Annotated in this window: 17 protein-coding genes; 5 read left to right on the top strand and 12 right to left on the bottom strand. The window is 64.4% G+C overall.

The window, feature by feature from the left end:
- Positions 1-121: 121 nt before the first annotated feature.
- Both LK434_RS00750 and recJ read right to left on the bottom strand, forming a co-directional pair.
- On the bottom strand, positions 122-2473 hold the full coding sequence (locus LK434_RS00750; protein ID WP_040361168.1) for a RelA/SpoT family protein: 2352 nt from the start codon (positions 2471-2473) through the stop codon (positions 122-124).
- Between the two features lie 31 nt (positions 2474-2504).
- Positions 2505-5888: a single-stranded-DNA-specific exonuclease RecJ gene (gene recJ / locus LK434_RS00745; RefSeq protein WP_006720991.1), complete on the bottom strand. Its 3384-nt coding sequence runs from the start codon at positions 5886-5888 to the stop codon at positions 2505-2507.
- Positions 5889-6337: 449 nt separating this feature from the next.
- Between recJ and LK434_RS00740 the strand changes: the two genes are divergently transcribed.
- The gene (locus tag LK434_RS00740) at positions 6338-7348 is read left to right on the top strand and encodes a bile acid:sodium symporter family protein (protein ID WP_040360997.1); all 1011 of its coding nucleotides are present in this window, start codon (positions 6338-6340) and stop codon (positions 7346-7348) included.
- A 116-nt stretch (positions 7349-7464) separates the two neighbouring features.
- On the opposite strand, the gene LK434_RS00735 is transcribed toward LK434_RS00740, so the two are convergent.
- The 6 genes from LK434_RS00735 to LK434_RS00710 form a co-directional block, all read right to left on the bottom strand.
- On the bottom strand, positions 7465-8142 hold the full coding sequence (locus tag LK434_RS00735; RefSeq protein WP_006720988.1) for a copper homeostasis protein CutC: 678 nt from the start codon (positions 8140-8142) through the stop codon (positions 7465-7467).
- 975 nt (positions 8143-9117) lie between these two features.
- Positions 9118-9819, bottom strand: coding sequence for an ABC transporter ATP-binding protein (locus LK434_RS00730; protein WP_040361167.1), 702 nt, complete (start codon positions 9817-9819; stop codon positions 9118-9120).
- 257 nt (positions 9820-10076) lie between these two features.
- Positions 10077-10928, bottom strand: a complete 852-nt coding sequence (locus tag LK434_RS00725; protein WP_006720983.1) for an ABC transporter ATP-binding protein — start codon at positions 10926-10928, stop codon at positions 10077-10079.
- The gene (locus LK434_RS00720; RefSeq protein ID WP_006720982.1) at positions 10921-12003 is read right to left on the bottom strand and encodes a branched-chain amino acid ABC transporter permease; all 1083 of its coding nucleotides are present in this window, start codon (positions 12001-12003) and stop codon (positions 10921-10923) included. The genes LK434_RS00725 and LK434_RS00720 overlap by 8 nt, the downstream gene beginning before the upstream one ends.
- Before the next feature lie 4 nt (positions 12004-12007).
- Positions 12008-12889: a branched-chain amino acid ABC transporter permease gene (locus LK434_RS00715; RefSeq protein ID WP_040360995.1), complete on the bottom strand. Its 882-nt coding sequence runs from the start codon at positions 12887-12889 to the stop codon at positions 12008-12010.
- A gap of 125 nt (positions 12890-13014) precedes the next feature.
- Positions 13015-14211, bottom strand: a complete 1197-nt coding sequence (locus LK434_RS00710) for an ABC transporter substrate-binding protein (RefSeq protein ID WP_006720980.1) — start codon at positions 14209-14211, stop codon at positions 13015-13017.
- A 346-nt stretch (positions 14212-14557) separates the two neighbouring features.
- On the opposite strand from LK434_RS00710, the gene LK434_RS00705 reads away from it, so the two are divergent.
- Both LK434_RS00705 and LK434_RS00700 read left to right on the top strand, forming a co-directional pair.
- Complete coding sequence (locus LK434_RS00705; RefSeq protein ID WP_006720979.1) at positions 14558-15892, top strand: homoserine dehydrogenase; 1335 nt, start codon at positions 14558-14560, stop codon at positions 15890-15892.
- Positions 15893-16302: 410 nt separating this feature from the next.
- Positions 16303-17295, top strand: a complete 993-nt coding sequence (locus LK434_RS00700) for a calcium/sodium antiporter (RefSeq protein WP_006720978.1) — start codon at positions 16303-16305, stop codon at positions 17293-17295.
- A gap of 695 nt (positions 17296-17990) precedes the next feature.
- Here LK434_RS00700 and rplL read toward each other — a convergent pair.
- From rplL to LK434_RS00680, 4 genes are all read right to left on the bottom strand, one after another.
- A complete protein-coding gene (gene rplL / locus LK434_RS00695; protein WP_006720976.1) occupies positions 17991-18368 on the bottom strand; it encodes a 50S ribosomal protein L7/L12 in 378 nt (125 codons plus the stop codon).
- Between the two features lie 107 nt (positions 18369-18475).
- Entirely contained in the window at positions 18476-18997 is a 522-nt protein-coding gene (rplJ, locus tag LK434_RS00690; protein WP_006720975.1) for a 50S ribosomal protein L10, read from the bottom strand.
- A 605-nt stretch (positions 18998-19602) separates the two neighbouring features.
- Positions 19603-22029 carry a ferrous iron transport protein B gene (feoB, locus tag LK434_RS00685; RefSeq protein WP_148334548.1) on the bottom strand — a complete coding sequence of 809 codons (2427 nt, stop codon included), beginning with the start codon at positions 22027-22029 and terminating at the stop codon, positions 19603-19605.
- Between the two features lie 242 nt (positions 22030-22271).
- Positions 22272-22973, bottom strand: coding sequence for a histidine phosphatase family protein (locus tag LK434_RS00680; protein ID WP_006720973.1), 702 nt, complete (start codon positions 22971-22973; stop codon positions 22272-22274).
- A gap of 202 nt (positions 22974-23175) precedes the next feature.
- Here LK434_RS00680 and LK434_RS00675 point away from each other — a divergent pair, with 202 nt between their 5' ends.
- Positions 23176-23820: a hypothetical protein gene (locus LK434_RS00675; protein ID WP_006720971.1), complete on the top strand. Its 645-nt coding sequence runs from the start codon at positions 23176-23178 to the stop codon at positions 23818-23820.
- Positions 23817-24755, top strand: a complete 939-nt coding sequence (locus tag LK434_RS00670) for an N-acetylglucosamine kinase (RefSeq protein WP_006720970.1) — start codon at positions 23817-23819, stop codon at positions 24753-24755. Before LK434_RS00675 ends, LK434_RS00670 begins: the two co-directional genes overlap by 4 nt.
- The last annotated feature ends 97 nt before the right edge of the window (positions 24756-24852 follow it).

Genomic DNA, 24852 nt, shown 5'->3' with positions numbered 1-24852 from the left:
ACCAGCCCTATCCAAGCAGCCCAGACTTGCCCCGCCAAACCACCCGGTCAACCCTGCCAAGCAGCCAAGGACCACTCCACCAAACCGCCCGGTCAACCCAGCCAAGCCCGAACCGCCCGGGTTAGCGCGACCTGCGCTTCATGGTCTTGTTGCCCTCGCCGGGCATGAGGCGGCGGGCATCGTAGACGCTCTCGACGGCGCCGATGGCGCCCAGGAGCGGATCGAGGCGGCTCGCGTCGGAGATCTCGATGAGGAACCGCAGTGTCGCGATGCCCTCGCGATTGGTGGACGTCGCGGCGGACAGGATGTTGCCACCCGCATCGCCGATCGCGATGGTGACGTCCTTGAGCAGACCCATGCGGTCGATGCACTCCACCACGACCTCGACCTGGAACAGGGCGTCCGCCCCCGTATCCCAGCTGACGCCAATCATGCGCTCGGGATGCTCCATGAGCCCCTTGACGTTGGGGCACGTGGCGCGATGCACGGACACGCCGCGGCCGCGGGTGATGAACCCAACGATGTCGTCGCCCGTGACGGGGTTGCAGCAATGCGCCAGGCGAACCAGCATGCTGTCGCCCTCGGCACCCTCCACCAGAACGCCCGAGCTGCCCTTGGAGCGCCTTGCCTGGTTGTTGCCCGTGCGCGGAGGCTGATGCACCACGCCCGCAATGGCCTTTGCCTTGGCCGCCGCGGGATCCTGCGGGCGCGGGTCGAGGATGGCCTGGACCTTATTGCCCACGGCGCGCGGCTGCACCTTGCCGGCGCCCACCGCGGCGAACAGATCCTCGAGCGCCTTGTAGTTCATGTCGCCCGCCACGGTGTTGAGGGCGCGCGTCGAGCGGGGCGTGGAGATGCCGTATCCGCGCTTGCGCAGGTCGCGGGCGAGCATCTCGCGTCCCGCGGTGGCGTCCTCGTCCTTGGTCGCCGCGGCGAAATAGCGACGGATCTTGGACTTGGCGCTCGAGGTCTTGACGATATTCAGCCAGTCGCGCGAGGGTTTGGCGTTCTTGTTGGTGAGGATCTCCACGCGGTCGCCCATGGCGAGCGTGTGCGTGAGCGGCGCCACGGCACCGTTGATCTTGGCACCAACGCAGTGGTTGCCCACCTCGGTGTGCACCGAGTAGGCGAAATCGAGCGGCGTGGAGCCGGAGTGCAGGTTCATGACCTCGCCCTTGGGGGTGAACACGAAGATCTCCTGGTCGTACAGGTCGACCTTGAGCGAGTGCAGGAACTCCTTGGGATCCTCGATATCGTCGTTGGCCGCCCAGTCCAAGCTGCGCTTGAGAGCGTTGATCTGATCGTCGAGACGCTGGGCGCTCGTCGCCTTGACGGCGTTCGAGCCTCCCGAGCGCTTGTAGAGCCAGTGCGCGGCGATGCCGTATTCCGCCTGCTCGTGCATCTCGTACGTGCGAATCTGGATCTCGAGCGGACGCGCCGTGGGGCCGATGACCGTCGTGTGAAGGCTCTGGTAGTTATTGGCCTTGGGCATGTTGATGTAATCTTTGAAGCGACCGGGCATGGGGGTCCACAGCGAGTGCGCGGCACCCAGGGCCGAATAGCAATCCGCGATCGAATTGGTGATGACGCGCAGCGCCACCAGGTCGTAGATCTCGGAGAACTCCTTGCCCTTGCGCTTCATCTTTTGATAGATCGACCAATAGTGCTTGGAGCGCCCGGCGATCTGATACCCCACAAGGCCCACGTGCTTGAGCTCATCGTCGAGGGCCTTGATGGTCTCGGTCAGGAAGCGCTCACGGACCTCGCGGCTCTCGCTCACCATGCGGGCGATGCGCTGATACGCCTCGGGCTCAAGGTAGAAGAAGGACAGGTCCTCGAGCTCCCACTTGATGGAGCTCATGCCCAGGCGGTCGGCGAGCGGCGCGTACACGTCCATGGTCTCGCGCGCCTTGAACAGGCGCCGGTCCTCGCGCAGGGCCGCCAGCGTGCGCATGTTGTGCAGGCGGTCGGCCAACTTGACGATCACCACGCGGATGTCGCGGCTCATGGCCAAGAACATCTTGCGCAGGTTGAGGGCCTGCTTCTCGTCCATGGTGTCGACGTCGATGTTCGTGAGCTTGGTAACGCCGTCCACCAACTCGGCGACCGTCTCGCCAAAGTACGTGGTCACGTCGTCAAGCGAGGTGGTGGTGTCCTCGACCGTATCGTGCAGCAGCGCGGCGCACACCACATCGCAGTCCATCTTGAGCTCCGCCAAGATGATGGCGACCTCAACGGGGTGGTTGATGTAGGCCTCGCCGCTGCGGCGCTTCTGCGCGCAGTGCTTCTCGGCGGCAAAGCAGTAGGCGAGCTCGACGAGGTCGCGATCCTGCTCGCTCATGTACTTGCGGACCAGGTTGTCCAAGCGATCGAAGTTGTCGGCCATGAACTCGGTGGGGAGGTCGTCGGCATGTGCGTAATGCACCATCTCGTCACTCGGCAACAGGGGCTCTGAGCCCTGTTTCCACTCCATGGCCTTGGGACGCTTCGACTCGGCGCTTGCCTTATCCATCGATGGTACCTCCCTCGCTCATCTGCGGGGTAATGGGACGGTTGATGCGTGCCAGCATATCACGGGCGGGGGCGGAGAGGGCCCAATCCCTGAACGCCGAGAACTCCATGCGGGCGTGGATGCCCTCGAGATAACGAATCGAGCGATCCAGATCCACGTGCCCGGGGTGCTCGATCATGGCGATGCGCCGCGTCTGCCCGTCGGCCCACACGCGCGCAAACCCCAGCTCCTCAAAGATCGCCAGGCCGCTGGGGACGGCGCGCTCGTCGACCGGCGTCCGCGCGTCGATGGCCAGGCACATCTGCGCGATGTCCAGATCGCTCGCGCAAAACGCATCGTCCCCCGTTTCGCTGCGACCGTGGCGCCACATGGTCTGCAGCGCACGGTACAGCGTGACGAGCACGCTGCGCTCGGGCGCAGCGGCGTCGAGCAGGCGCTCGTTGATGCGGGCATCGCGGCGCGAGTACAGCAGGTGGATGCGAGCCGGCGCGCCATCGCGGCCCGCGCGGCCGCTCATCTGGTTGAACTCGATGGACCCGAACGGCATGTGATAGAGCACCACATGGCGGATGTCCGGCAGGTTCACGCCCTCTCCGAAGGCAGACGTCGACACGATGCAGGTCAGCTCGCCCGACCGGAACGCCGCCTCGACGGCGGTGCGGTCGGCGCGGGAGAGGCCGGCGTTGTAGAACGCGATGCGTGTGCCCAGCTCAGGCACGCGGCGGCGCAGGGTGCGGCACAGAGCGACGGACTGATCGCGGGAGTTGACGTACACAACGCACTTCTCCCCGTTCGCCACGATCGACACCAGGCGGTTTTCGCGGTTGGCGAGGTCGCGCTCGTCGTCCAGCCCAAGGTTGTCGCGCACGGCGGCGTCCACCACGACCTTGTCGATGCGCGCCAGGCGGCAGATCTCATCCGCGACGTCCGTCGACGCCGTGGCGGTGGCCGCCAGCACGCGCGGCGAGCCCAAGAGGTCGAGGATCGCGGGCATCTCGAGATACGCGGTCCGGTCCCCGCCCTTGGCGCCCGCCATATGGTGCGCCTCGTCCACCACGACGAACCCGATGCGCCGGGACGCGGCGAAGCGCTCGCGGTGGATGGAGAGGAACTCGGGGGTGGTGAGCACGATATCGAGCTTGCCGACGGCGAGCTGGCCAAATAGGCGATCGCGCGCGTCCGAGGGCGTCTCGCCGGTCAGCACGCCCACCCGGGTGCCGAGCTTGGCGAGCGATGCCGCCAGATGAAACGACTGATCGGCGACGAGCGCGCGCAGCGGGTAGACGAACACGCTCGCCCGACCGTTGAGGATCGCTTCGCGGACCGCGTGGACGTGGAAGACGAGCGATTTGCCGCGCCCCGTGCCCATGACGGCGAGCGTGTTGCGGCCGCACTTGAGCGCATCGAGGGCCTCGACTTGCGCCCGATGGGGAGTCGCGGACCCAATGAGGGCATGCACGAGCGAGCGCGTGAGCTGGTCGTAGGGGAGCTGCGCCAAGGCGGCGCGGCGCTCGGCATCGGCCGGAACGGGTAGGTCGCGACCGCGCGCTGAGGAAGAGAGGGCGCACGTGGCGGGATCGGCGGGCAGGGCGTCCGCAAGCGCCTGGACCGCGGAGGCGCCCTGGTCCGCGGAAGCCACGCCCACCGCGGAGCAACGAGCGTCGTCATCGCAACGGCGCAGAATGTCCTTGATCATGAGCTTGGGCTTGACCCGTCCCTGCCAGCACTCGGCGACCGCCTCGAAGACCAGATCGACCACGGTGTCGCAATTGACCAGCTCTTCCACCTCGGGCACGCGGAACATGATGGCGGGCACGCTCGACGCCCCATCGGTTGCCACAAAGCGCATGTGGTCGCCCGTCTTGCCCACAACGGCGCGATCGCACATCGTGACGCCGCAGGCGGCGAGCAACGGCACCTTGTTGCCCTGGCCAAACGGCTCGAGCATGCCGATCTGGCGGATGGTATCGATGTCGAGCTCGGAGAGACGCACGGTGGCGGCGACCTCGCCGCGGTCCTCGAAGTCCTCCGCCGGGAGCTCCGCGAGGACGGCACCCAAACGCTCGCGCAGCGCATCGAGGTTCTCGGCCGCGCAGGTCACGCCCACCGCCCCGGCATGCCCGCCGAATCGGATGAGCAAGTCCGAGCACTTCTCGACCGCCTCGAAGAGGTTCACGGCGCCCACCGAGCGACCCGATCCACGCGCGACGCCGTCCTCGATGGAGAACAGGAGCGTGGGAACGTGGTAGCGATTGACCAGGCGACTGGCGACGATACCCTTGACTCCCTCGTGCCAGCCCTCGCCGCCCACGACGATCACGCGGCCGCCGTCGTAGGTCCGCTCGGCAATCGCCTCCGCCTGCTCGGTCAGCTCCGCCTCGATGGAGCGGCGCTCCTGGTTGATCTCCTCGAGGGAGGCCGCGAGGCGCGCCGCCTCCTGGGCGTCGCGGGCCATCAGCAGGTTGAGCGCGAGCGCGGGGTCGGCCATGCGGCCCGCGGCGTTGAGACGCGGGATGAGGGAGAACGAGAGCGCGTCGGCGGTTATGGTCGCAAGGTCCGTGCGGGTGACGGCGGCGAGGGCCACATAGCCCGGCCGCGTGGTGGTGCGCATATGCGCGATGCCGTCCGCCACGAGAGCGCGGTTTTCGGGGGTGAGCGTCATCATGTCGCTCACCGTTCCCAGCGCCGCCACCTCGGTGAAAGCCCGCCACAAGTTGGGGTTGCCCAAACGCTCCCCCAGCACCTGCACGAGCTTGAGGGCAACGCCCACACCCGCCAGCTCGCGACTGGGGCCGTGCGCGGCCATCTTGGGATCGGTGACGGGGATGCCCACGGGAACGAGGTCCGCGGGCTCATGATGGTCGGTCACCACGATATCGATGCCCCGCTCGATGAGGTGGCCAACCTCGTCGCGGGCGGCTATGCCGTTGTCCACCGTGATGACCAGCGAGGGCGAGCATGCCTCGATCACGCGGTCGAGCGCCTGGCAGGTCAGCCCGTAGCCCTCGTCGAATCGATGCGGGATAAAGGGGCGCACGCGCGCACCGAGGGTACGTAGGGCCTCCGTGAGCAGGCACGTCGAGGTGATGCCGTCAACGTCGAAGTCACCGAACACCGCGATGGGCTCGCCGGTGCGCACCGCGCGCTCCACGCGATCCGCGACCTCGGCCATCCCCGGAATGAGGAGCGGATCGGCCCAATCGCGCTCAAGCGAGGGCGTGAGGAAGAGCCTTCCCTCATCCACCGACTTGATGCCGTGGGCGACCATGATCCGCGCGACGAGCGGAGCCACGTCCAGGCCCGCGGCGAGCTCGTCCTCAAGCGACGGGTCGTTTTTTGCCAGACACCACCGGTGCGTCGTCTTAAGCGATGCCATGGCGTGCCCCCTTCTCCAGCATTGAAGGGAGGGGGAAAACCGAAGGGGCCGTGGTTGCCGCACGGCCAAAGCGAGATCTGCTCGGCATAAAGATCAAATCCTAAATGATTGCCCACTGCGGCGGGCATGCGTGTTGAACGAGTTCAGTATACACGCGTGGGCGGACAAAACCGCGCCGCCCCGGCAGACGGCGTGGGCAGCTCACGGTCCTTGGAATTGTGCCGAGTGAGCGCTTTTCCAACGTTTGAGGCGGCCAAACGTTGGAAAAGCGCTCACTCGGCGCGGTCGACACGCCTCTGGTAGCTCGCCCCGCACAAGGAGCGGCAACGCGCGAGCCGGCAACCTGTGTGAGAAACACGCGAGAGCCCACATGCGCGAAACAAGACCGTAACCCGCGCGGACTATGCTGGAACGCGATTTTGGCCATGCAGGCATGCAAGGAGGACCACATGGAGGCTTGGCGGCGGATGGGCAAGGCGATCGGGGCGCACATGCCCCTCATCGTCCTGTTCTGCGTGGCGGCGGGCGTTCTCTTTCCGCGCGTGTTCGGCACCTTCGAGCCAATCGTCCCCGCGCTGTTCGCCTTCATGACGTTTCAGGGATCGCTCAACAACACGTTTCGCCAGCTTGCAGAGACCGTTCGGCACCCCCTGCCGCTCATCGTCATTCTGGCGATCACGCTGGTGGCAATGCCCATCCTTGCGTTTGCGCTCGCGTCCCTGCTGTTTGCCGGCAACGTGAATATCATCACGGGCATCCTGCTGGAATACAGCGTGCCCATCGGCATCGTGAGCTTTATGTGGGTCGGCATGTTCTCCGGCAATACCGCCCTGGGCCTGAGCGCCATCCTCGTCTCGACCGTGCTCGCGCCGTTCTCGATTCCGCTCACACTCAAGCTGCTCATGGGCGCCACCATTCACATGGACGCCCTGGGCATGATGATCAACATGGTCTTTATGATCGCCCTGCCCGCCCTGGCCGGCATGGCGGTGAACGACCTCACGCGCGGCTGGGGCCACGATGTCCTCTCGCCCAGCATCGATCCGCTGTGCAAGATGCTGTTGCTCGTCATCATCACAGCCAACTCGACGCAGATGAGCGAGTACATCCTGAGCATGACGTGGGAACGAGCCGGCGTCGCGCTGTTCATCCTCGTGTTTGCGAGCTCGGGGTTTTTGTGGGGCATGATCGCCGCGCGCCTCTTGCACCAGCCGTTTTCGACACTGGTGACCATGGGATTCGACTGCGGGCTGCGCAACATCTCGTCGGGCGCCGTCATTGCGGCGCAGTATTTTCCCGGCGAGGTCGTGTTTCCCGTGATGTGCGGAACCATCTTTCAGCAGTTGCTTGCGGCGACCTTTGGTCGCGTGATGAGCCGACTCACCGAGCGGGAGCGCGCCGCGGAAGCCAAACTCGTGGAACGCGGGCGAGCGACGATGAAGCGCCACGGGAAGCGCTGAGTTTTCGAGAGACGGTGAGGGCGCCCAAGGACACCCGACCACAAGGCGCCTCTACAGGCGACGATCTTAGTGCCGTGCAGCTCCCTGTGCTCGTACTCAACGATGTCGAAGGGCCTCTACAGCCGCACGATCTTGGTGCCGTGCAGCTCCGTCACTCCAAGAGCACTCGCCACGGCGGGCGCGTTCTCGTACGTGATACCGCCTCCGGGCAAGATGACCAGGCGACTGCCGGCTCGATCGATGCAGGCCTTGAGCCGGTCGAGGTTGTCCTCAATGGGCGTTCCCGCCGCGCCGCCGTGCGTGAGAATACGGTCGACGCCAAGCTCCACAAGGACGTCGATGGCGTCAAGCTCGGTCTGAGGGTCCAGCGCATCGAAGGCCATGTGGAACGTGATGCCGAGCTCCCTCCCGCGCATCTCGCCCACACTTTGCGCAACCTTGACGAGGCGCTCCGTCCCCTCGCGGTCGAGCTCGAAGCCGTCACCCGAGCCGTTGCGCTTGAGGCAGCCGATCACCACGCCGTCGACGCCGTTGGCCCCCGCATAGCGGATATCGGTCTCCATGGCCTTGAACTCCGCCTTGCTGTAGACGAAATCTCCCCCACGTGGACGGATGATCGCACGCACTGTTGCGCCTTCGTGCTTGTGGATGAGGGCGACCGCCTGCTCGATCACGCCTGCCGACGGCGTGGTGCCGCCCACCGCGAGGTTGTCGCACAGCTCGATGCGACGCGCCCCGGCCTTGAGGGCCGACTCCACGTTAGTGAGGTTCTCGGCGCAAAACTCGTACAGCATACATACTCCCTTTTCTCATCAAGCGCGCTCTGCAAAACGGAGCGCGCGTGCTCATCAAGCATCCAGGCGTTGGTGGGTGCCCGTGCCCTTGCGCACGCCTGCGGATGCAGGCGCGTTCACTCTTGCTCGTTGGCGCAGGCACGCTCACCCATCTTAGCGCGCGGGCGACCTCGTTCATGCTTGCGTTCGCATGCGGCCTCGTTCATGTTTGAGGGTGCAGGCCCCGTTCGTGTTTGAGCGAGCGGGCCTCATTCATGCCCGAGAGTGCAGGCGGCTTCGTTCCTGCTTGCGAGCGCGGGCGCCCCCGTTGATGTCTGAGGATGTAAGCAGACTCGTTCATACTTGCGGGCACGGGTGCCCCGTTCATGCTTGCGGGCACAAACGACCTCGTTCATACGTGCGGACACATGCAGCCTCATTCATTGAAAATGCCGTCGTCATTGTATCGAGCCGCGATGGTTGCGGATGCGAGCGTTTGGAAGTTGTGAACGATTTTCTTGTTACGAGGATATGAACGATTTTCGTGCCTCGAGGATATGAATGATTTGAAGATATGAACGATTTGCCTGTCATTCACTGAGGATATGAACGGGAGCTTTGTGGCGACTCAACAAATTAGCTGGTCAGAACGGTAGAGTTTTCTGCAGGATATGAATGATTCGTTCATATCCTGCAATCGTTCATATCCTACGGCAACCCGGGCGCCGCGAGTGTCCATACCCTGCGACAAATCGAGAGCCGAAATCGTTCGCATCCCACCGCGGCCCGGGTACCGCAATCGCTCGCATCCCACCGCGGCCCGGGCGTCGCAACTGTCCGTGCCCTGCGGCAACCCCGGCGCCGCAGTCGCTCGTGTCCTGCGATGGCCCGGGCAAGGCAAACACTCATATGCCGTATCCGCTCGCACACTGCAGCCTCCATATGCCGCAACCGCCCAAGGGCGGCGGCAACTCAGATCCCGCCGCCCGCTACGCATCAGCCGCCGAGGTAGGCGCGGCGCACGTCGTCGTTGTGCAAAAGCTCGTCGCCCGTGCCGGACAAGGTGATCCTGCCCGTTTCCATAACGTAGGCGCGGCTGGCGATCGAGAGCGCCATCTGCGCGTTCTGCTCGACGAGCAAAATCGTGGTGCCCGCCGCGTGCAGCTCCTGTACGATCTGGAAGATCTGCTCGATGAGAATCGGCGCCAGACCCATGGAGGGCTCATCGAGCATGAGAAGCTTGGGCGAGCTCATGAGCGCGCGCCCCATGGCAAGCATCTGCTGCTCGCCGCCCGAAAGAGTGCCCGCCACCTGGCGACGGCGCTCCTTGAGACGCGGAAAATGCGCGTAGACGCGCTCGAGACCGGGGGCGACCTCGGAGCCGGGGCGCGTGTACGCTCCCATCTCGAGATTCTCCTCGACGCTCATCTGCTGGAACACGCGTCGGCCCTCGGGGACATGCGCCAGCCCCCGCGCCACCAGCTTGTCGGCCGCCACGCGCATGATGTCCTCGCCCGCGAACTCGATGGAGCCCGTGGACGAGCGCAGCAGCCCCGAAAGGGTCTTGAGCGTGGTCGACTTGCCGGCGCCGTTCGCACCGATGAGCGCGACGATCTCGCCGTCGTTCACGCAGAAGGACACGTCCTTGATTGCATGGATCGCGCCGTAGTACACGTTGATGCCCTCAACCTTGAGCAGCTGATGGGCGCCCGCCGCGGCTGCTCCCGTGGCCGATCCCGCGTCACTTGCCGCAGCCCTCTCGACTCTCATCGCAGCTCCCGCCGTCGCTCCCGTGGCCGACCTCGCCTCACTTGCCGCGGCCCCAGCAGCTCCCGCGACCGCCGCGGCCCCGGCAGCCCCTGCGGCTCCAGCAGCTCCCGCGACCGCCGCCGCGCCCGGCTCGCCGGCGCCGTCCATGACGGCAACAGAATCGGTATGCATATCTCCCATAGCGCTTACGCCTCCTTCTGCTTGCCGAGGTACGCCTCGATGACCGCCTCGTTGCTCTGGATCTCCTCGGGCGTGCCCTTGGCGATGACCTTGCCAAAGTTCAGCACGCAGATGCCCTCGCAGATGTTCATGACGAGGCTCATGTCGTGCTCGATGAGCATGATCGCGATGTTGAAGGTATCACGGATCTTGACGATATTCTCCATGAGCTCGGCGGTCTCGGAGGGGTTCATGCCGGCGGCGGGCTCGTCGAGCAGCAGCAGGCTCGGGTTCGTGGCGAGTGCGCGCACGATCTCCAGGCGGCGCTGGGCACCGTAAGGGAGGCTCCCCGCCTGATGATTGGCGAGATCCTGCATGTCGAAGATTGACAGCAGCTCGAGGGCGCGCTCGTGCGCCTCGGCCTCGCGACGCCAGTACGCCGGCGTGCGCAGGATGCCCGAGAGCGTGGAGTAGGCCTTGGTGTTATGCAGTCCGACCTTGACGTTCTCCTCCACCGTCATGGTGTTGAACAGGCGGATGTTCTGGAACGTGCGGGCGATGCCCATGCGGTTGACCTGGTAGACGGACTTGCCGCTCGTATCGTTGCCATTGAGCAGAATGGTGCCGCGGGTGGGAGCGTACACCTTAGTGAGCAGATTGAACACCGTGGTCTTACCCGCTCCGTTGGGACCGATGAGTCCGGCAATCTCGGTCTTGCCAATGGTGAGGTTGAAGTCGTCGACCGCCTTGAGGCCGCCGAAATCGATGCCCAGGTGCAAGGCCTCGAGAACGGGAGCGGAATCGACGTCGCGCTCAGGCACGATGGAGTGGCTGGGGACCGGCACCATCTTGCCGCGCTCGAATTCGAACTTAGGCATCTGCCGACACCTCCTCTTCGGACGTCTTGCGCTTGGGGAAAACGCGCGCCACCAGGTTCTTGAGCGAGTCGTTGTTGGTACCGATCATCACGAGGATCAGCACGATGGCGTAGACGAGCATGCGGTAGTCGGAGAACTGGCGCAGCGCTTCGGGCAAGATGGTGAGGATCGTCGCGGCGATGATCGAGCCGCGCATGTTGCCCAGGCCACCCAGGACGACGAAGACCAAAATGAGAATGGACATGTTGAAATCGAACTTGGTGGCGGATAACTGTGAGAAGCTGTTGCCGAACAGCGCACCCGCGGCACCAGCGAGGGCGGCGGAGACCACAAAGGCGATCATGCGGTACTTGGTAGTGGAAATGCCCACGGACTCCGCGGCGATGCGGTTGTCGCGCACGGCTAGGATGGCGCGGCCGGTACGGCTGCGCACGAGGTTGAGCACGATCACGAGTGCGACCATGACCAGCACGAAGCCGGCAAAGAACGTCGAGATCATGTCCGTGCCCGAAGCTCCCTGCGCGCCCTTGATAATGGCGACACCGGTCTCGGAAAGGCCGAGGTTATCGACCGTGAGCTTGCCCGTGAGATTGAACAGCACGTGGAGTCCGCGCTCGTCTACGCCCACGATCAGACAGGTGACGACCTCTTTGATGATCTCGCCAAACGCGAGTGTCACAATGGCGAGGTAATCGCCGGACAGGCGCAAAACCGGGATGCCGATGAGGAATCCGGCAAGGGCGGCGCAGGCGGCACCCACGATGAGCGCGATCACGAGACGGACCGTGTCATTGGGAATCGCCTCGGCAAGGCTCATCGCGGCAACGATGCCGCTGTAGGCGCCCACGCTCATGAAGCCAGCGTGGCCGAGCGACAGGTCGCCCGCGACGCCAACGACGAGGTTGAGGGAGATGGCCATGACAATATAGGCGCAGATGGGCACGAGCTGGCCCGCGATCATGCGCGGGATCATACCGGCGTCCTTGAGGAAGGACGCGACAATGAACGCGAGGATGACCAGGGCGTACGTCAAAAAGTCACTGCGCGTCTTCTTGTTCTGGAGGAACTTCAACATGGCGCTACACCTTCTCGGGGACGTACTTACCGAACAGTCCGGCGGGCTTGACGAGCAGCACCACGATGAGCACGCCGAATACGATGGAGTTGGCGAGGCTCGTGGAGATGTATGCCTGAGCCATGGCCTCGATGATGCCGAGCAGGATGCCACCCACGAACGCACCGGGGATTGAGCCGATGCCGCCGAAAACGGCGGCGGTGAAGGCCTTGATGCCGGGCATGGAGCCCGTGGTGGGCTGGAGTACCGGGCTGTAGGAGCACAGCAGCACGCCAGCGATGGCGGCAAGCGCGCTGCCGATGGCGAATGTCATGGAGATGGTGCGGTTGACGTTGATGCCCATGAGTTGGGCGGCCGCCTTGTCCTCGGAGACCGCACGCATGGCCTTGCCCATCTTGGTCTTTCCGGTAAACCACATGAGGCCCGCCATGATAAGCAGGCAGGCGATCACCGTGACGAGCGAGACCGCCGAGACGTTATAAGCCTTGAGGAACGCCGGCACCGGGAAGCTCACGATGGACGTGAAGTTCTTGGGCGTGGCACCCCAGATGAGCTGCGCTGCGTTCTGCAGAAAATAGGACACACCGATGGCGGTGATCAGCACGGCAAGCGGGCCGGCCTGGCGCAAGGGCTTGTACGCAAGCCCCTCAATGAGAATGCCGAGCGCCGTGCAGACGGCAACGGCGGCAATGACCGACACGATCGCCGGCAGCCCCATGTACGAGGTCACCACGAACGAGATGTAGGCGCCGATCATGATGACGTCTCCGTGGGCGAAGTTGAGCATCTTGGCGATACCGTACACCATGGTGTAGCCCAGGGCGATGATGGCGTAGACGCTTCCCATCGACAGGCCGTTGACGAGGTACTGCAAAAAGACCGTCATAGCTTTCCCCCTTTCTTCTTTCACGCGCCACATGGCGCAACAGCAAAGGGACGGACCCTCGGTAAAAGGCCCGTCCCCTCCATCGTAGCTTGATGCGCCGCGCGGCGGCACAGGACGGACGGCGCTTAGGCCGCTACGTACTTTCCGTCCTTGATTACGTAGACCATCGGGTCCTTCTCGACCTCACCCTTGTCGTTCCAGGTGAGGGTGCCGGTGAGGCCCTCGACGGTGATCTTGGTCATTGCCTCGGGCAGCTTGGCGGCGACGTCGGCCGGATCGGCGTCGGCACCCAGACCGGCCTCGGCGAGTGCGAGGGAGACCGCGTGAACCGCGTCGTAGGCGTCGGCGGCGAACTGATCGGGCACCTCGTCGTAAGCGTCCTTGTAGGCGGCGACGAAATCGGCGTTCTTCTCGTCGTCGGCGGAGAACGGGGTCATGAGGTAGAGGCCCTCGGCCAGCGCGGTGTCAAAGCCCTCAACACCCAAGATACCATCCATGCCGTCGCAGCCCATCATCTTCACGTCATAGCCCATCTTGTTGGCGTTAGCCAGCAGGACGGAGGCGGGGGTGTAGTAGATGGGAGCGAAGATCATCGTGGCGCCGGCGTCTTTGGCCTTGGTGAGCTGGTTGGTAAAGCTCGTGGCGGAATCGTCCTTGAAAGTCTCCTCATCCACGATGTTAAGCTTGAGCTCCTCGGCCTTTGCCACGAAGGCGTCGCGGATGCCGGAGGAGTAGGTGTCACCGGAGTTGTAGAACACGACGAACTTCTCGTCGGGGAACATCTCGGCAAGCTTCGTGGCGGCGTTGACACCCTGGTTGGGGTCGTTGAAGCAGGCCTGGAAAACGCAGGTCTTGTCGGCAGTGACATCGGGGCTCGAGGCGGACGGGGTGATCATGAACATCTGCGGGTCCTGATTGGCGACCTCGGCCACGGCAAGCGAAGCGCCGGTGGTGGTGGGGCCAACGAGTGCCTGCATACCCCAGTCGGCGAGGCTATTGAAGGCGTTGACGGACTTCTCGCCATCGGCGACGTCGTCCTCGGACTTGCTGACGAACTTGAGGTCGTCGGTGGAGAAATCCTTACAGGCGAGCTCAACGCCGTTGCACACGGAAGTACCGTACGACGCGGCGGAGCCCGTCAGCGGGCCGATGGCACCGATCTTGAACGCGGAGCTATCATCAGCGGCAGCGGTGGAGCCGCCCTCGGACTCGTTGCCGGAGCAGCCGGCTAGAATACCCACAGCCCCCAAACCTGCTACGCCCGCGATAACGCTTCTGCGATTCATGACAGGGTTGAATGACTTACCGGTGAGGCACGACATGCGGCTCTCCTTTCACGTGCGGCCGGCCCTAAGGCGCGGCGAGATCTTGGCCCCGTCGACGTCTTTCGATGAGGTTGCTTTAGCTTACACGCTTTACCGCACAAAAGTGTAATGACGCGCATGCGAAATATCGGCGAAACAATCGCGGGCGCGTTGATGCGCCGATCGCCCTCGTATATGCAAATAGCCCATCGTAGACACGCTGCGTGCAGGGCCTCCCGAGCTTGTTACACAGTTGTTACGCTGCCGGAGAGGCCGTGGACGCTACCTGCGGGTAGAATGCAGGCTATGCATACAAGCGGGAATCGCGCGCCGACGGCGGGCGACGGACACAAAGGAGCGCGCCATGCAGCAGGCAATTCGCACCGTACATGTCGGCGTCATCGGACTCGGCACCGTGGGCGGGGGCACCGTACGCCTCATCCAAAAGCATCGGGACAGCTACATCGATGCGTACGGCATCGATATCGAGGTCACGCGCGGCTGCGCGCTCGACGCCGACCGCGCGGCGGAGCTCGGCCTGACCGGCGACGCCTTCACGAGTGACTGGCGCGACATCACCAGCGACCCCGATATCGACATCGTGGTGGAGCTCATCGGCGGCGAGCACCCCGCCACCGAGATCTTTGAGGACGCGTTCGCCCACGGCAAGCATGTCGTCTCCGCCAACAAGGCGCTGCTTGGAAAGCAGGTGGGCACGCTCGCGGCGCATGCGCGCGCGGCGGGCGTCCAAATTCGCTGCGAGGCCGCGTGCGGCGGCGGCATCCCCATCGTCAACGCGCTCGAGCACGCACTCGTCGGCAACAAGGCCCTCACCATCGCCGGTATCGTGAACGGCACCACCAACTACATCCTTTCGCGCATGGATGCGGAGGGGCTCGATTTTGCCGACGTGCTCGCCGATGCCCAGCGCCTGGGGTACGCCGAGGCCGACCCCACGGCGGACGTCGACGGCTTTGACGCCGCCTCCAAGCTCGCCATCCTCTCCTCCATCGCCTTCCACACGCGCGTGACCACCGACGATGTGTACATGCAGGGCATCCGCAACGTCTCGGCGATCGATATCGAGCAGGCCCGCGAGCTGGGCATGAAGGTAAAGCTGCTCGCGGTTGGGCGCAACACGCCCGCCGGCGTCGACGTGCGCGTGCACCCCACCATGATTCCCGCCGATCACCAGCTCGCCGCCGTCAACGGGGCCATGAACGCGGTGTACATGGTGGGCGATGCCGTGGGCGAAACCATGTTCTACGGTGCCGGCGCGGGCGCCTTCCCCACCGCGAGCGCCGTGGTGGGCGACATACTCGAGCTCGCCCGCCCGCTGTGCCAGGGCGACGATCTTGCGGCCGAAAGCGAACCGTACGCCAAGGTTCTCCCCATTCGTCCCATCGACAATCTGAGCACGCGCTATTACATCCGCCTCGCCTTGGAGGATCGCGCAGGCGCCCTCGCGCCCGCCATCTCCGCCTTTGAGCAGGCGGGGGTGTCCCTATCGAGCGTCCGCGATGTGCGCTGCGGAGACAACGGGAAGCGCAGCGTGGTGCTCCTCACGAACCGCGCCCAGGAGCATGACGTCACCGCGGCCTGTGCCCAGCTTGCGGAGCAGGGCGGCGCCGTGCAGGTGGCGAGCTTGATCCGCATTGAGGACATGGACGCATGGACCGAGGGCGTCGAGGCGAACTAGCTGTTTGCACCGCGCGCCCCGCACGCCTCGCGCGGCCCGCTTGCCCCGCGTGGCTCGCATGTTCTGCATGTCCCGAACGTCCCGTACGACCTGCACGACCCGCTTGCCCCGCGCGCCCCGCAGCGAATACACGGTGCAGGCTTGACGGGGCAAGCGATCGGACGCGTGATTGGGCGCGCACTTCACCCGACCGGCAGTCGAGCCGTTTGGGCCCTGTTCACGCAGGCCCTATGGGTGCTCCCCGGATTTCCTTCAAAAACGCGGCGCGCATCCTTGCATGGCATATATGTTTACGGATATTCTGGATAAACCTGTCATATAAACGACGACGAGGGCACGGAGCGTACACGTTCCGCGCCCTCTTTGTTACCGGTCCGGCATCGACTGCATGCCTTATCAGAAAGGACGCCATGCTCCTGCAACTCGTCTTTATCATCATTGGATTTGCGCTTCTTATTTGGGGTGCCGACCTGCTCGTCAACGGATCGAGCCAGATAGCCGCGCGTGTTGGCCTGCCCGACCGCGTCATCGGCCTCACGGTCGTGGCCGTGGGAACCGCCATGCCCGAGCTCGTGGTCTCTGTCGTTTCCGCCGTTGACGGCCATGCGGACATGGCATTTGGCAACGTCGCGGGCAGCTGCATGGCAAACCTCCTGCTTATTTTGGGCATGAGCGCCGTTATCACGCGACTGCCCCTCGCCCGCCATACGCAGCGATTCGAGATCCCCGTGAGCGTCGCCTCGGTGCTGCTGCTCATGCTGCTGTCAAACACCGGCGGTACGCTCACCGCCCTCGAAGGCGTCATTCTGCTCGTCGTGTTTGCCGCCTTTATGGGCTACACGGTGTTCCTGGGCCTGCGCGAGGGCGACAGCGGCCACGACGAGCTCGACCCCGAAACGCAAATCCACCCTCATGAGCTCGAGGACGAGGACGCCGAGGAGGACGAACCCCGTGGCATGCACGTCTCGATCGCGCTCGTGCTCATCGGCATCGTTCTGCTCAAGTTCGGGGCCGATCACGTTGTGGACAACTCGGTGGAGATCGCCATGGCGCTCGGCATCAGCGAGCGCATCATCGGGCTCACCGTCATCGCGCTGGGCACGTGCCTGCCCGAGCTCGTCACAAGCGTGGTGGCGGCGTTCAAGGGCAACACCGACATCGCCGTCGGCAACGTGGTGGGCTCAAACATCACCAACGTCCTGCTGGTCATGGGCGTACCCGCGCTGTTCTCGCCCATTGGCTATGCAACGAGCTACAACCTCGACTTCGCGCTGCTCGCGCTGTTCTCCGTCGTGCTCGTTGGGTTCGCGTTCGTGGGTACCAAGCACACCATGACCCGCCGCGAGGGCGTGTTCTTCGTGTTCCTGTACGTCGTCTACATCGTGGCCTCGGCCGTGCTGTAGCCTCTACGCCTTTGAGACAGGGGCGTGCAGCCGCAGGGAGGGCGAGGCTGCATGCCCAGCCGATCGCCGAGTGTGCGCAAAACCAACGTTTGAACCCATTCAAACGTTGGTTATGCGCACATTCGGCGCCACGGCAAACCGCTGCTCGGCACCGCGGGCAGCCGGCACACGGCGCCACGGCAAACCGACACGCGGCATCCTGCCGCCTTTTGATGTGCGTAAGTAGCCGTTTGAAACTCTCCGCTACGTTTCAAACGGCTACTTACGCACAGAAATGGGCCTGGTAATGTGCTTTACCAATGGTTTGAAATAAACGGCATGTTTTCAAACGGCTACTTTCGCACATCGACAGTGCATATACATCTACGGGCTCTGTCTGTGGAAAACAATGAGGGAACGAAGACCCAACTTAGCGGGTTTTCTCGCAATGACAAAAGGCGTCCCAGTAAAACAGGAAGGGAGCAAAGACCTAACCTAGTGGGCCAGCCCCGAGAGACAAGGAACGTGGGCCAACTCGGTGAGCCCTGCCCACAGAAAGCGGGGACGAGCCCCAGCGCGGACGCACCTGCCCCAACGAGCGCCACCTGACGGCAGCTCACCCATGCAAAGCAAAAAGGCGGGACCCACTCGCGTGGATCCCGCCCATGAAGAGCATATGCGCTCAAGCAGCCTGCAGGCGATGCGCCTGCGAGAAACTACTTAAGGGTGACAGCAGCGCCGGCAGCCTCGAGCTTCTCCTTGGCGGCCTCGGCGTCCTCCTTCTTGGCACCCTCGATGACGGCCTTAGGAGCGTTCTCGACGACCTCCTTGGCCTCCTTGAGGCCGAGGGAGGTGAGCTCACGGACGACCTTGATGACCTGGATCTTGTTGTCGCCGAAGCCCTCGAGCACGACGTCAAACTCGGTCTTCTCCTCCTCGGCGGGAGCAGCGGCAGCCGGGCCGGCCACGACGGCAGCCGGAGCAGCGGCGGACACGCCGAAGGTGTCCTCGATAGCCTTGACGAGCTCGGAAGCCTCGAGCAGGGTCATTTCCTTCAGAGCCTCGATGATCTCTTCGTTGGTAAGCTTAGCCATTTCTAAGTCCTTTCGGTTTCCCTACCGCGCGGCAGGGAGATCTATGTAGTGGGTGTGACGCGTTGAGCGTCGAGGTGCGCGGCGCAAACCGCGCGTGAAGCCGGCTGCTAGGCCGCCTTCTGCTCGGAGATCTGCTGGATCGTACGAGCGAGACCGCTGGCAACACCGTTGGTGCAGACGGCGATATCGCGTGCGAAACCATTGATGAGACCGGCGATCTGACCGAGGAGCTGATCCTTGGTGGGAAGCTCGGCGATGGCCTTGACCTCGTCAGCGCTGACGGCAGCGCCGTCGGAGATGCCGCCCTTGATCTCGAGCACGCCCTTGGACTTCTCAGCGAAGGTCTTGAGGGCCTTAGCGGCCTCCACGGGCTCGGTCTCGTAGAACACGTAAGCGCACGGGCCGACGAGAAGCTCGTCGATCTCGGGCTGCTCCTGGTTCTTGAGGGCCAGACGCACCAGGTTGTTCTTGTAAACCTTCATCTCGGCGCCGGACTCGCGAAGCTGGTGACGCAGCTCCTGAGCCTGAAGCACGGTGAGACCGCTGTAGTTCACGACGAACACGCCTGCGTTGTTCTGGATCTTGGACTCGATCTCGGCAACGGCATCGATCTTGTACTGCTGTGGCATGTGGTAGTACACCTCCTCTTTGTTCTTTCCCGGGCACGACCCGCCTTAAGAGTGGCGGGGGTGTGTCTCGAAAAAGAAAACCCCCGCGCTGCAAGAGCGACGGGGGTGAGAAGACATATCTACTCAACCACCTCGGCTGGCGGGTTGCCCCTTTACTCCGTTGCACCCGTCTAAGCGGGCACGCGGGAACCAGCTGTCTCTGGCAGCGAATCGTGCGTGTGCTGTTAGGTAGTATCGCAAGTAAGGAAGTGGGCGTCAAGTGGCAACGGTGGCGACGCTAATCGCGCACAAGCTGCACACATTGACGCTACTATCCTCGTCCTTTTCAAACCCATGATAAATCACATTATCAGGCCCTTTTCTGTGAGGAATCATGGGTTTGAAACGAAACGGCTATTTCAAACATAGGATTCCTCACAAAGGTCCCGGGCAGGGGGGGCACCAGGGTCCCGGGCTAGGCGGAATTTGAGACCCGGGCAGGGGGGCGCTAGGGCCCCGGGCCAGGCGGAACTGGGGTCCCGGGCATGGGGCGCCAGGACCCGGGCAAGGCTGCGCAAAGGGCACGGGTCAAAGGCACAGCCGCTCCCAAATCACACGCAGTGCCGCTAGGCAAAGCCCAAGGCGGTGCCGACTATGCGCACGACGAACGCAGCGATCCACGCCACACCGCATTGCAAGGCAAAGACCGCGACCGCCCAACGCGGGCCCAGCTCGTTCTTCACCGCACCGATCGCCGCCACGCACGGCGGATACAGCAGCGTGAACACCAGGAAGGTGTAGGCGGTAAGCGGCGTGAACAGCGAGGCGAGCGCCGAGGCTGACTCCGTTCCCAGCAGCACCGCGAGCGTGGAGATCACGCTCTCCTTGGCGAGCAGCCCGGTCACGAGCGCCGTCGAGGCGCGCCAATCGCCAAAGCCGAGCGGCGCGAGCACGGGCGCGATGATGCCGCCGAAACCCGCAAGGAGGCTCTGTGACTGATCGGCCACCACGTTGAGCTGGCCGTCAAAAGTCTGCAGGAACCACACGACGATACTCGCCGCGAAGATGATGGTGAAGGCGCGCTGGATGAAGTCCTTCGCCTTGTCCCACGCGAGCATCACCGTCGTTTTGGCGGAGGGCAGGCGGTAATTCGGCAGCTCCATGATGAACGGCACCGGCTCGCCCTTAAACGCCGTGCGTTTGAGCACGAGCGCCACCACGGCGGCGACGGCGACGCCCAGCAAGTAGAGCGACACCATTGCCAACACGCTGTTGCGAGCGAAAAAGGCTGCGGTGAGCAGGCCGTACACGGGCAACTTAGCAGAGCAGCTCATGAACGGGGTGAGCATGACGGTCATCTTGCGGTCGTGTTCGGAGGGCAGAGTGCGCGTCGCCATGATCGCCGGAACGCTGCAGCCGAAGCCCACGAGCATGGGCACGAAGCTGCGCCCCGACAGGCCGAAGCGGCGCAGGACCTTGTCCATCACGAACGCGACGCGCGCCATGTAGCCGGAGTCCTCGAGCATCGAGAGCAGCAGGAAGAGCACGACGATGAGCGGCAGGAACGACAACATGCTGCCAACACCCGCGAACACGCCGTCGATAACGAGCGACTGAACCACGGGGTTCACGCCGGCGGCAGCCAACGCGCCGGCCGCGAGGCCGGTCAGCCACGAGACCCCCTCCTCCATCAGGCCCTGCAGCCACGCGCCGAGGGAGCCGAACGAGACCCAGAACACGAACGCCATAATGAGCAGGAACGCGGGAAACGCCGTGAACCTGCCGGTGAGGATGCGGTCGATCGCCACCGAGCGCTTGTGCTCGCGGCTCTCACGTGGCTTCACCACGCAGGCACGGCACACCTCGCCGATGAACGCGAAGCGCATGTCCGCCAAGGCCGAGAGCCGGTCCTTCCCAGACTCCCCCTCCATCTGGCAGATGATGTGCTCAAGCGCATCGAGCTCGTTTTGATCCAGACCGAGGGCCTCCCGCACCAGGGCATCACCCTCGACGAGCTTGGTCGCCGCGAAGCGCACAGGGATCTCCGCGGCCTTCGCGTGGTCCTCGATCAGATGCGCGACGCTGTGGATGCAGCGATGCAGGGCGCCGCCGTCGGGCCCGTCAGGCGCGCAGAAGTCGAGGCGGCCCGGACGCTCGCGGTAGCGCGCGACATGCATCGCGTGTTCCACGAGCTCTCCCGTCCCCTCGTTTTTGGCGGCGGAGATGGGCACGACCGGAATACCCAGCATGCTTTCGAGCAGGTTAACGTCGATCGTTCCGCCGTTCGCGGCGACCTCGTCCATCATGTTGAGGGCGAGCACCATGGGGCGATCGAGCTCCATGAGCTGCATCGTAAGGTAGAGGTTACGCTCGATGTTGGTGGCGTCGACGATGTCGATGAGGGCATCGGGCTTCGTCTGCAGGATGTAGTTGCGACTCACGACCTCCTCACTTGTATAGGGTGAAAGCGAGTATATGCCCGGCAGGTCGGTGATGGTCGCCTCGGGATGGCCCTTGATTTGGCCGTCCTTGCGGTCGACCGTCACGCCGGGAAAGTTGCCCACGTGCTGGTTCGATCCGGTGAGCTGGTTGAACAAGGTGGTCTTGCCGCAGTTCTGATTGCCGGCGAGGGCAAAGGCGATGGAATTCCCCGCGGGAATCGGATGGGCGCCGGGACGGGGGCGATAGGTTTTCTCCCCCAGAGCCGGATGCTCGGTCGAACCGACCGCGGCGTTCTCGCGCTGAAGCTTGTGCGCGTCGTGGATATTCGCCAACACGATACGGGCCGCATCCGCACGGCGCAGCGTAAGCTCATAGCCGCGCAAACGAATCTCGATCGGATCGCCCATGGGCGCGTACTTCATCATGGTCACCTCGGTGCCCGGGGTGAGGCCCATGTCGAGAATATGCTGACGAAGCGCCTGGTCGTCCGCATCAACCGACGCGACGACAGCGTCCTTGCCGATCTCCAGATGATCGAGACGCAGGGGCCATGCGCAAGCTTCGGGCTCCGCGCCCGTCGGCTCTGATGATGTGTCGATCGCGTGTTCCATTCTGCCCTCCCATCGCGCCCAATCCAGTCTCACGAGGGCGCGGCACATGTTACCCATGGTTGTCATTCGTGATGATGATAACGCGACCGGCAACGACAGGAGCCATGCAGCCAGATTTCCGCAATCTCAATTTCGGTCGCGAAACGAGCGAACCGATGGGCACAGCAGAAATTCGCGCAGAGCACCTGGAGGCGCGGGGAGCCGCGCGCGAGCCGCAGGGGCGCTCCATCCCAGCAGACGCGTTATATGGGGAGCCCCTCGCCACCGAGGTGCGACGCGGGGTCGGCAGCCTCGAGTAAGGTGAAGCGGCCATGGTCGTATCGATACACGAGCACGCAACAGTTGGGGAAGGGATCGGGGAGTTCGTCCTGGGCGAACTCGCTCCAGGCTCGTGCAAACGTCTTGCACGCGGCCCCGTGGCTCACGACGAGGACGTTTCCAGTGCGCGGAGCACCCGTCGGAAGGGGCTCGATCGCGCACGCCTCGATGGGAGCGTCGCTGCGGCCCGGAATGGGTAGCGCTGCGGACGCGGAAGTGTGCTCGGTAGCCGCGTCCCGCTCCAGGTCCCCACATGCGATCGCGTGCATGGCCCCGTTCATGCGCCCGGTCAGATCCCGTTCGGATTCTCCCCCGAACGCCACCGGATAATCGCCCATCGGCTTGGGAAGCGCAAGCACGTCGGTCCCCTCGAGCGCACCGAAAGAGCGCTCGCTCAGGCCCATGAGGCGCGCATACGGCCCACCCCACAGTATCTCCGCCGTCGAGCAGGCGCGCTCGGCGGGCGAGGAGAACGCCGCATCGAATTGGACGCCGCGCCCGTGCAGCCAGACGGCCGCGGCGCGGGCCTGCTCGCGGCCGAGGTCGGTAAGCGGCGAGTCGCAGCGGCCTTGGATCAGCAGGCGTGTGTTGAATACCGTCTGACCATGGCGGACGAGGTAGATCATGCGGGACACGAGCCAGACCTTTCACTCGTGGAATGGGTATCGTTACGGTACGGCATTATACGGCCCCTCTACCATCGCTACGCCCTCACATCAGGCGACATCCTCATCGAGCTTCACCGAGAACTTCGCCCTTTCCGTTGCGGCGCGGACGCGCTAGAGTAATCCTCAATCTCGTTTGCCCTCCACCCCGCAAGGACCCGTGATGGCCGCTCAATTCCCACACTCCGAGGATGCCGATCCCGCTTGCGGGTTCACCATCGGCCTCGCACTGCTCGACGCGAGCACAGGGAAGCTCGGAGCCGCATTGCTCCACCTCGCGGACGACCTCGAGGAGGCCCTCGGCGTCTACGAGCGCACGTTCGCCCCCCAACAGCCAGACGGCATCGCCCAAGCGCGGGATATCCGCGTCCAACGCATCGTGCCGCCCATCCCAAGCGCGGCCGAATCGACAGGTCCAGAAGAGGCTGCGCGCATCGCCGGGGCGTTTCCCGGCCACGTGCGCCCCCTATACGCGCTCGCCGCAACCGACGCCTATGCCTGCACTCCCGCCGAACACGCGCTCATGCGCCTCACGGCGTCTTGTCGCGAGGCCGGCGTCCCCTGGGGCGGCGGACTTGCGTGCGGCGGCGGCTCCCTCATCGAGCCGTGTGCACGCGGTCCTCGTATGGGCCGTATGCGCCGCGCACGCTCCGAGCGCATCGACCAGCTAATCGCCGCCATCCGCTCACGCCGTGCCGTGAACGACATGATCGATGGACCCGCCTCGGGCATCCTGCTCGCCCCATGCCCCCTCCCCGCACCCCTCTACCCTTTAGCGACCAACTTCTACGAAAGGCATTGCCCATGATGTGGCTCGGCGTCGACGGAGGCGGAACTAAAACCGCCTTCTCCCTGTATGACGATGACATCACCTTCGTCGATCGGCTGGTGCTGGGCACCTGCCATTACTCGCAAGTGGGCTTCGAGGGCATGGAGCGCGTCCTTTCCGAAGGCGTCTGCTGGGGACTCGATCGAGCCTCCCACACGTGCATCGAGCCCGCTGCTCCCAGCGTGGGCATCGGCTTCGCCCTCTGCGGCTACGGCGAGGGCGCCGATGTATCGCGACGCATGGACGAGGTGGTGGAACGCATCGCCGGCGCACGGCCCCATCTGTTAGTCAACGACGTCGAGGCCGCCTGGGCCGCAGGACTGGACTGTGCGGACGGCATCGCCATCATCTCCGGCACCGGGTCCATCGCGCTGGGCGTCTGTCGAGGCGAGAGCATGCGCTGCGGCGGATGGGACTACGAGCTCGGTGACGAGGGGTCCGGCGGTTGGCTGGGCAAGGAGGCCCTGCGAGCGTTCACCCGTCAAGCCGATGGGCGCGACGCGCGCGGTGCCCTGTACACACTCGTGCGCGAAAGACTCGGTATCGACGATGACTTCGACGTAATCGGGTGGGCTCAGCGTCATTACGCCGAGCGCTCATCGGTTTCCGCGCTCGCGCCGATCGTCACGGATGCCGCCCGTGCCGGCGACATCTCCGCTCTCACCATCCTCGAACGCGCCGCTCGAGAAGAGGCCGACATGGTCGACGCGATCGTCCGGGGGCTATTCCATCACAGCGGGCCACAGAGCGCGCCCATCCCCGTCACGTATGTGGGCGGGACTTTCGCCGCGGGCGACCTTCTGCTCGAACCGCTTGCCCGCGCGCTCGGTCCCGGTTGCCGCCTCGTTGCACCGGCACACGAACCCGACCTCGGCCCCGTCCTCTTCCTCAAAAACAAAACCCGCGGCATCTGATCCCAACGGAGCGCGGAAGCACCGATGCGCGCCATGCTGCGCATCGGCACGAGCTGGCGCAGGCCCAGGCGGCGTTTTGCCACGATAGTAACCATCA

The organism is Collinsella stercoris DSM 13279, assembly GCF_020735465.1.
Taxonomy (GTDB): domain Bacteria; phylum Actinomycetota; class Coriobacteriia; order Coriobacteriales; family Coriobacteriaceae; genus Collinsella; species Collinsella stercoris.
The sequence above is the reverse complement of the archived record's forward strand: the minus strand, read 5'-3'. Positions and strand labels throughout refer to the sequence as shown.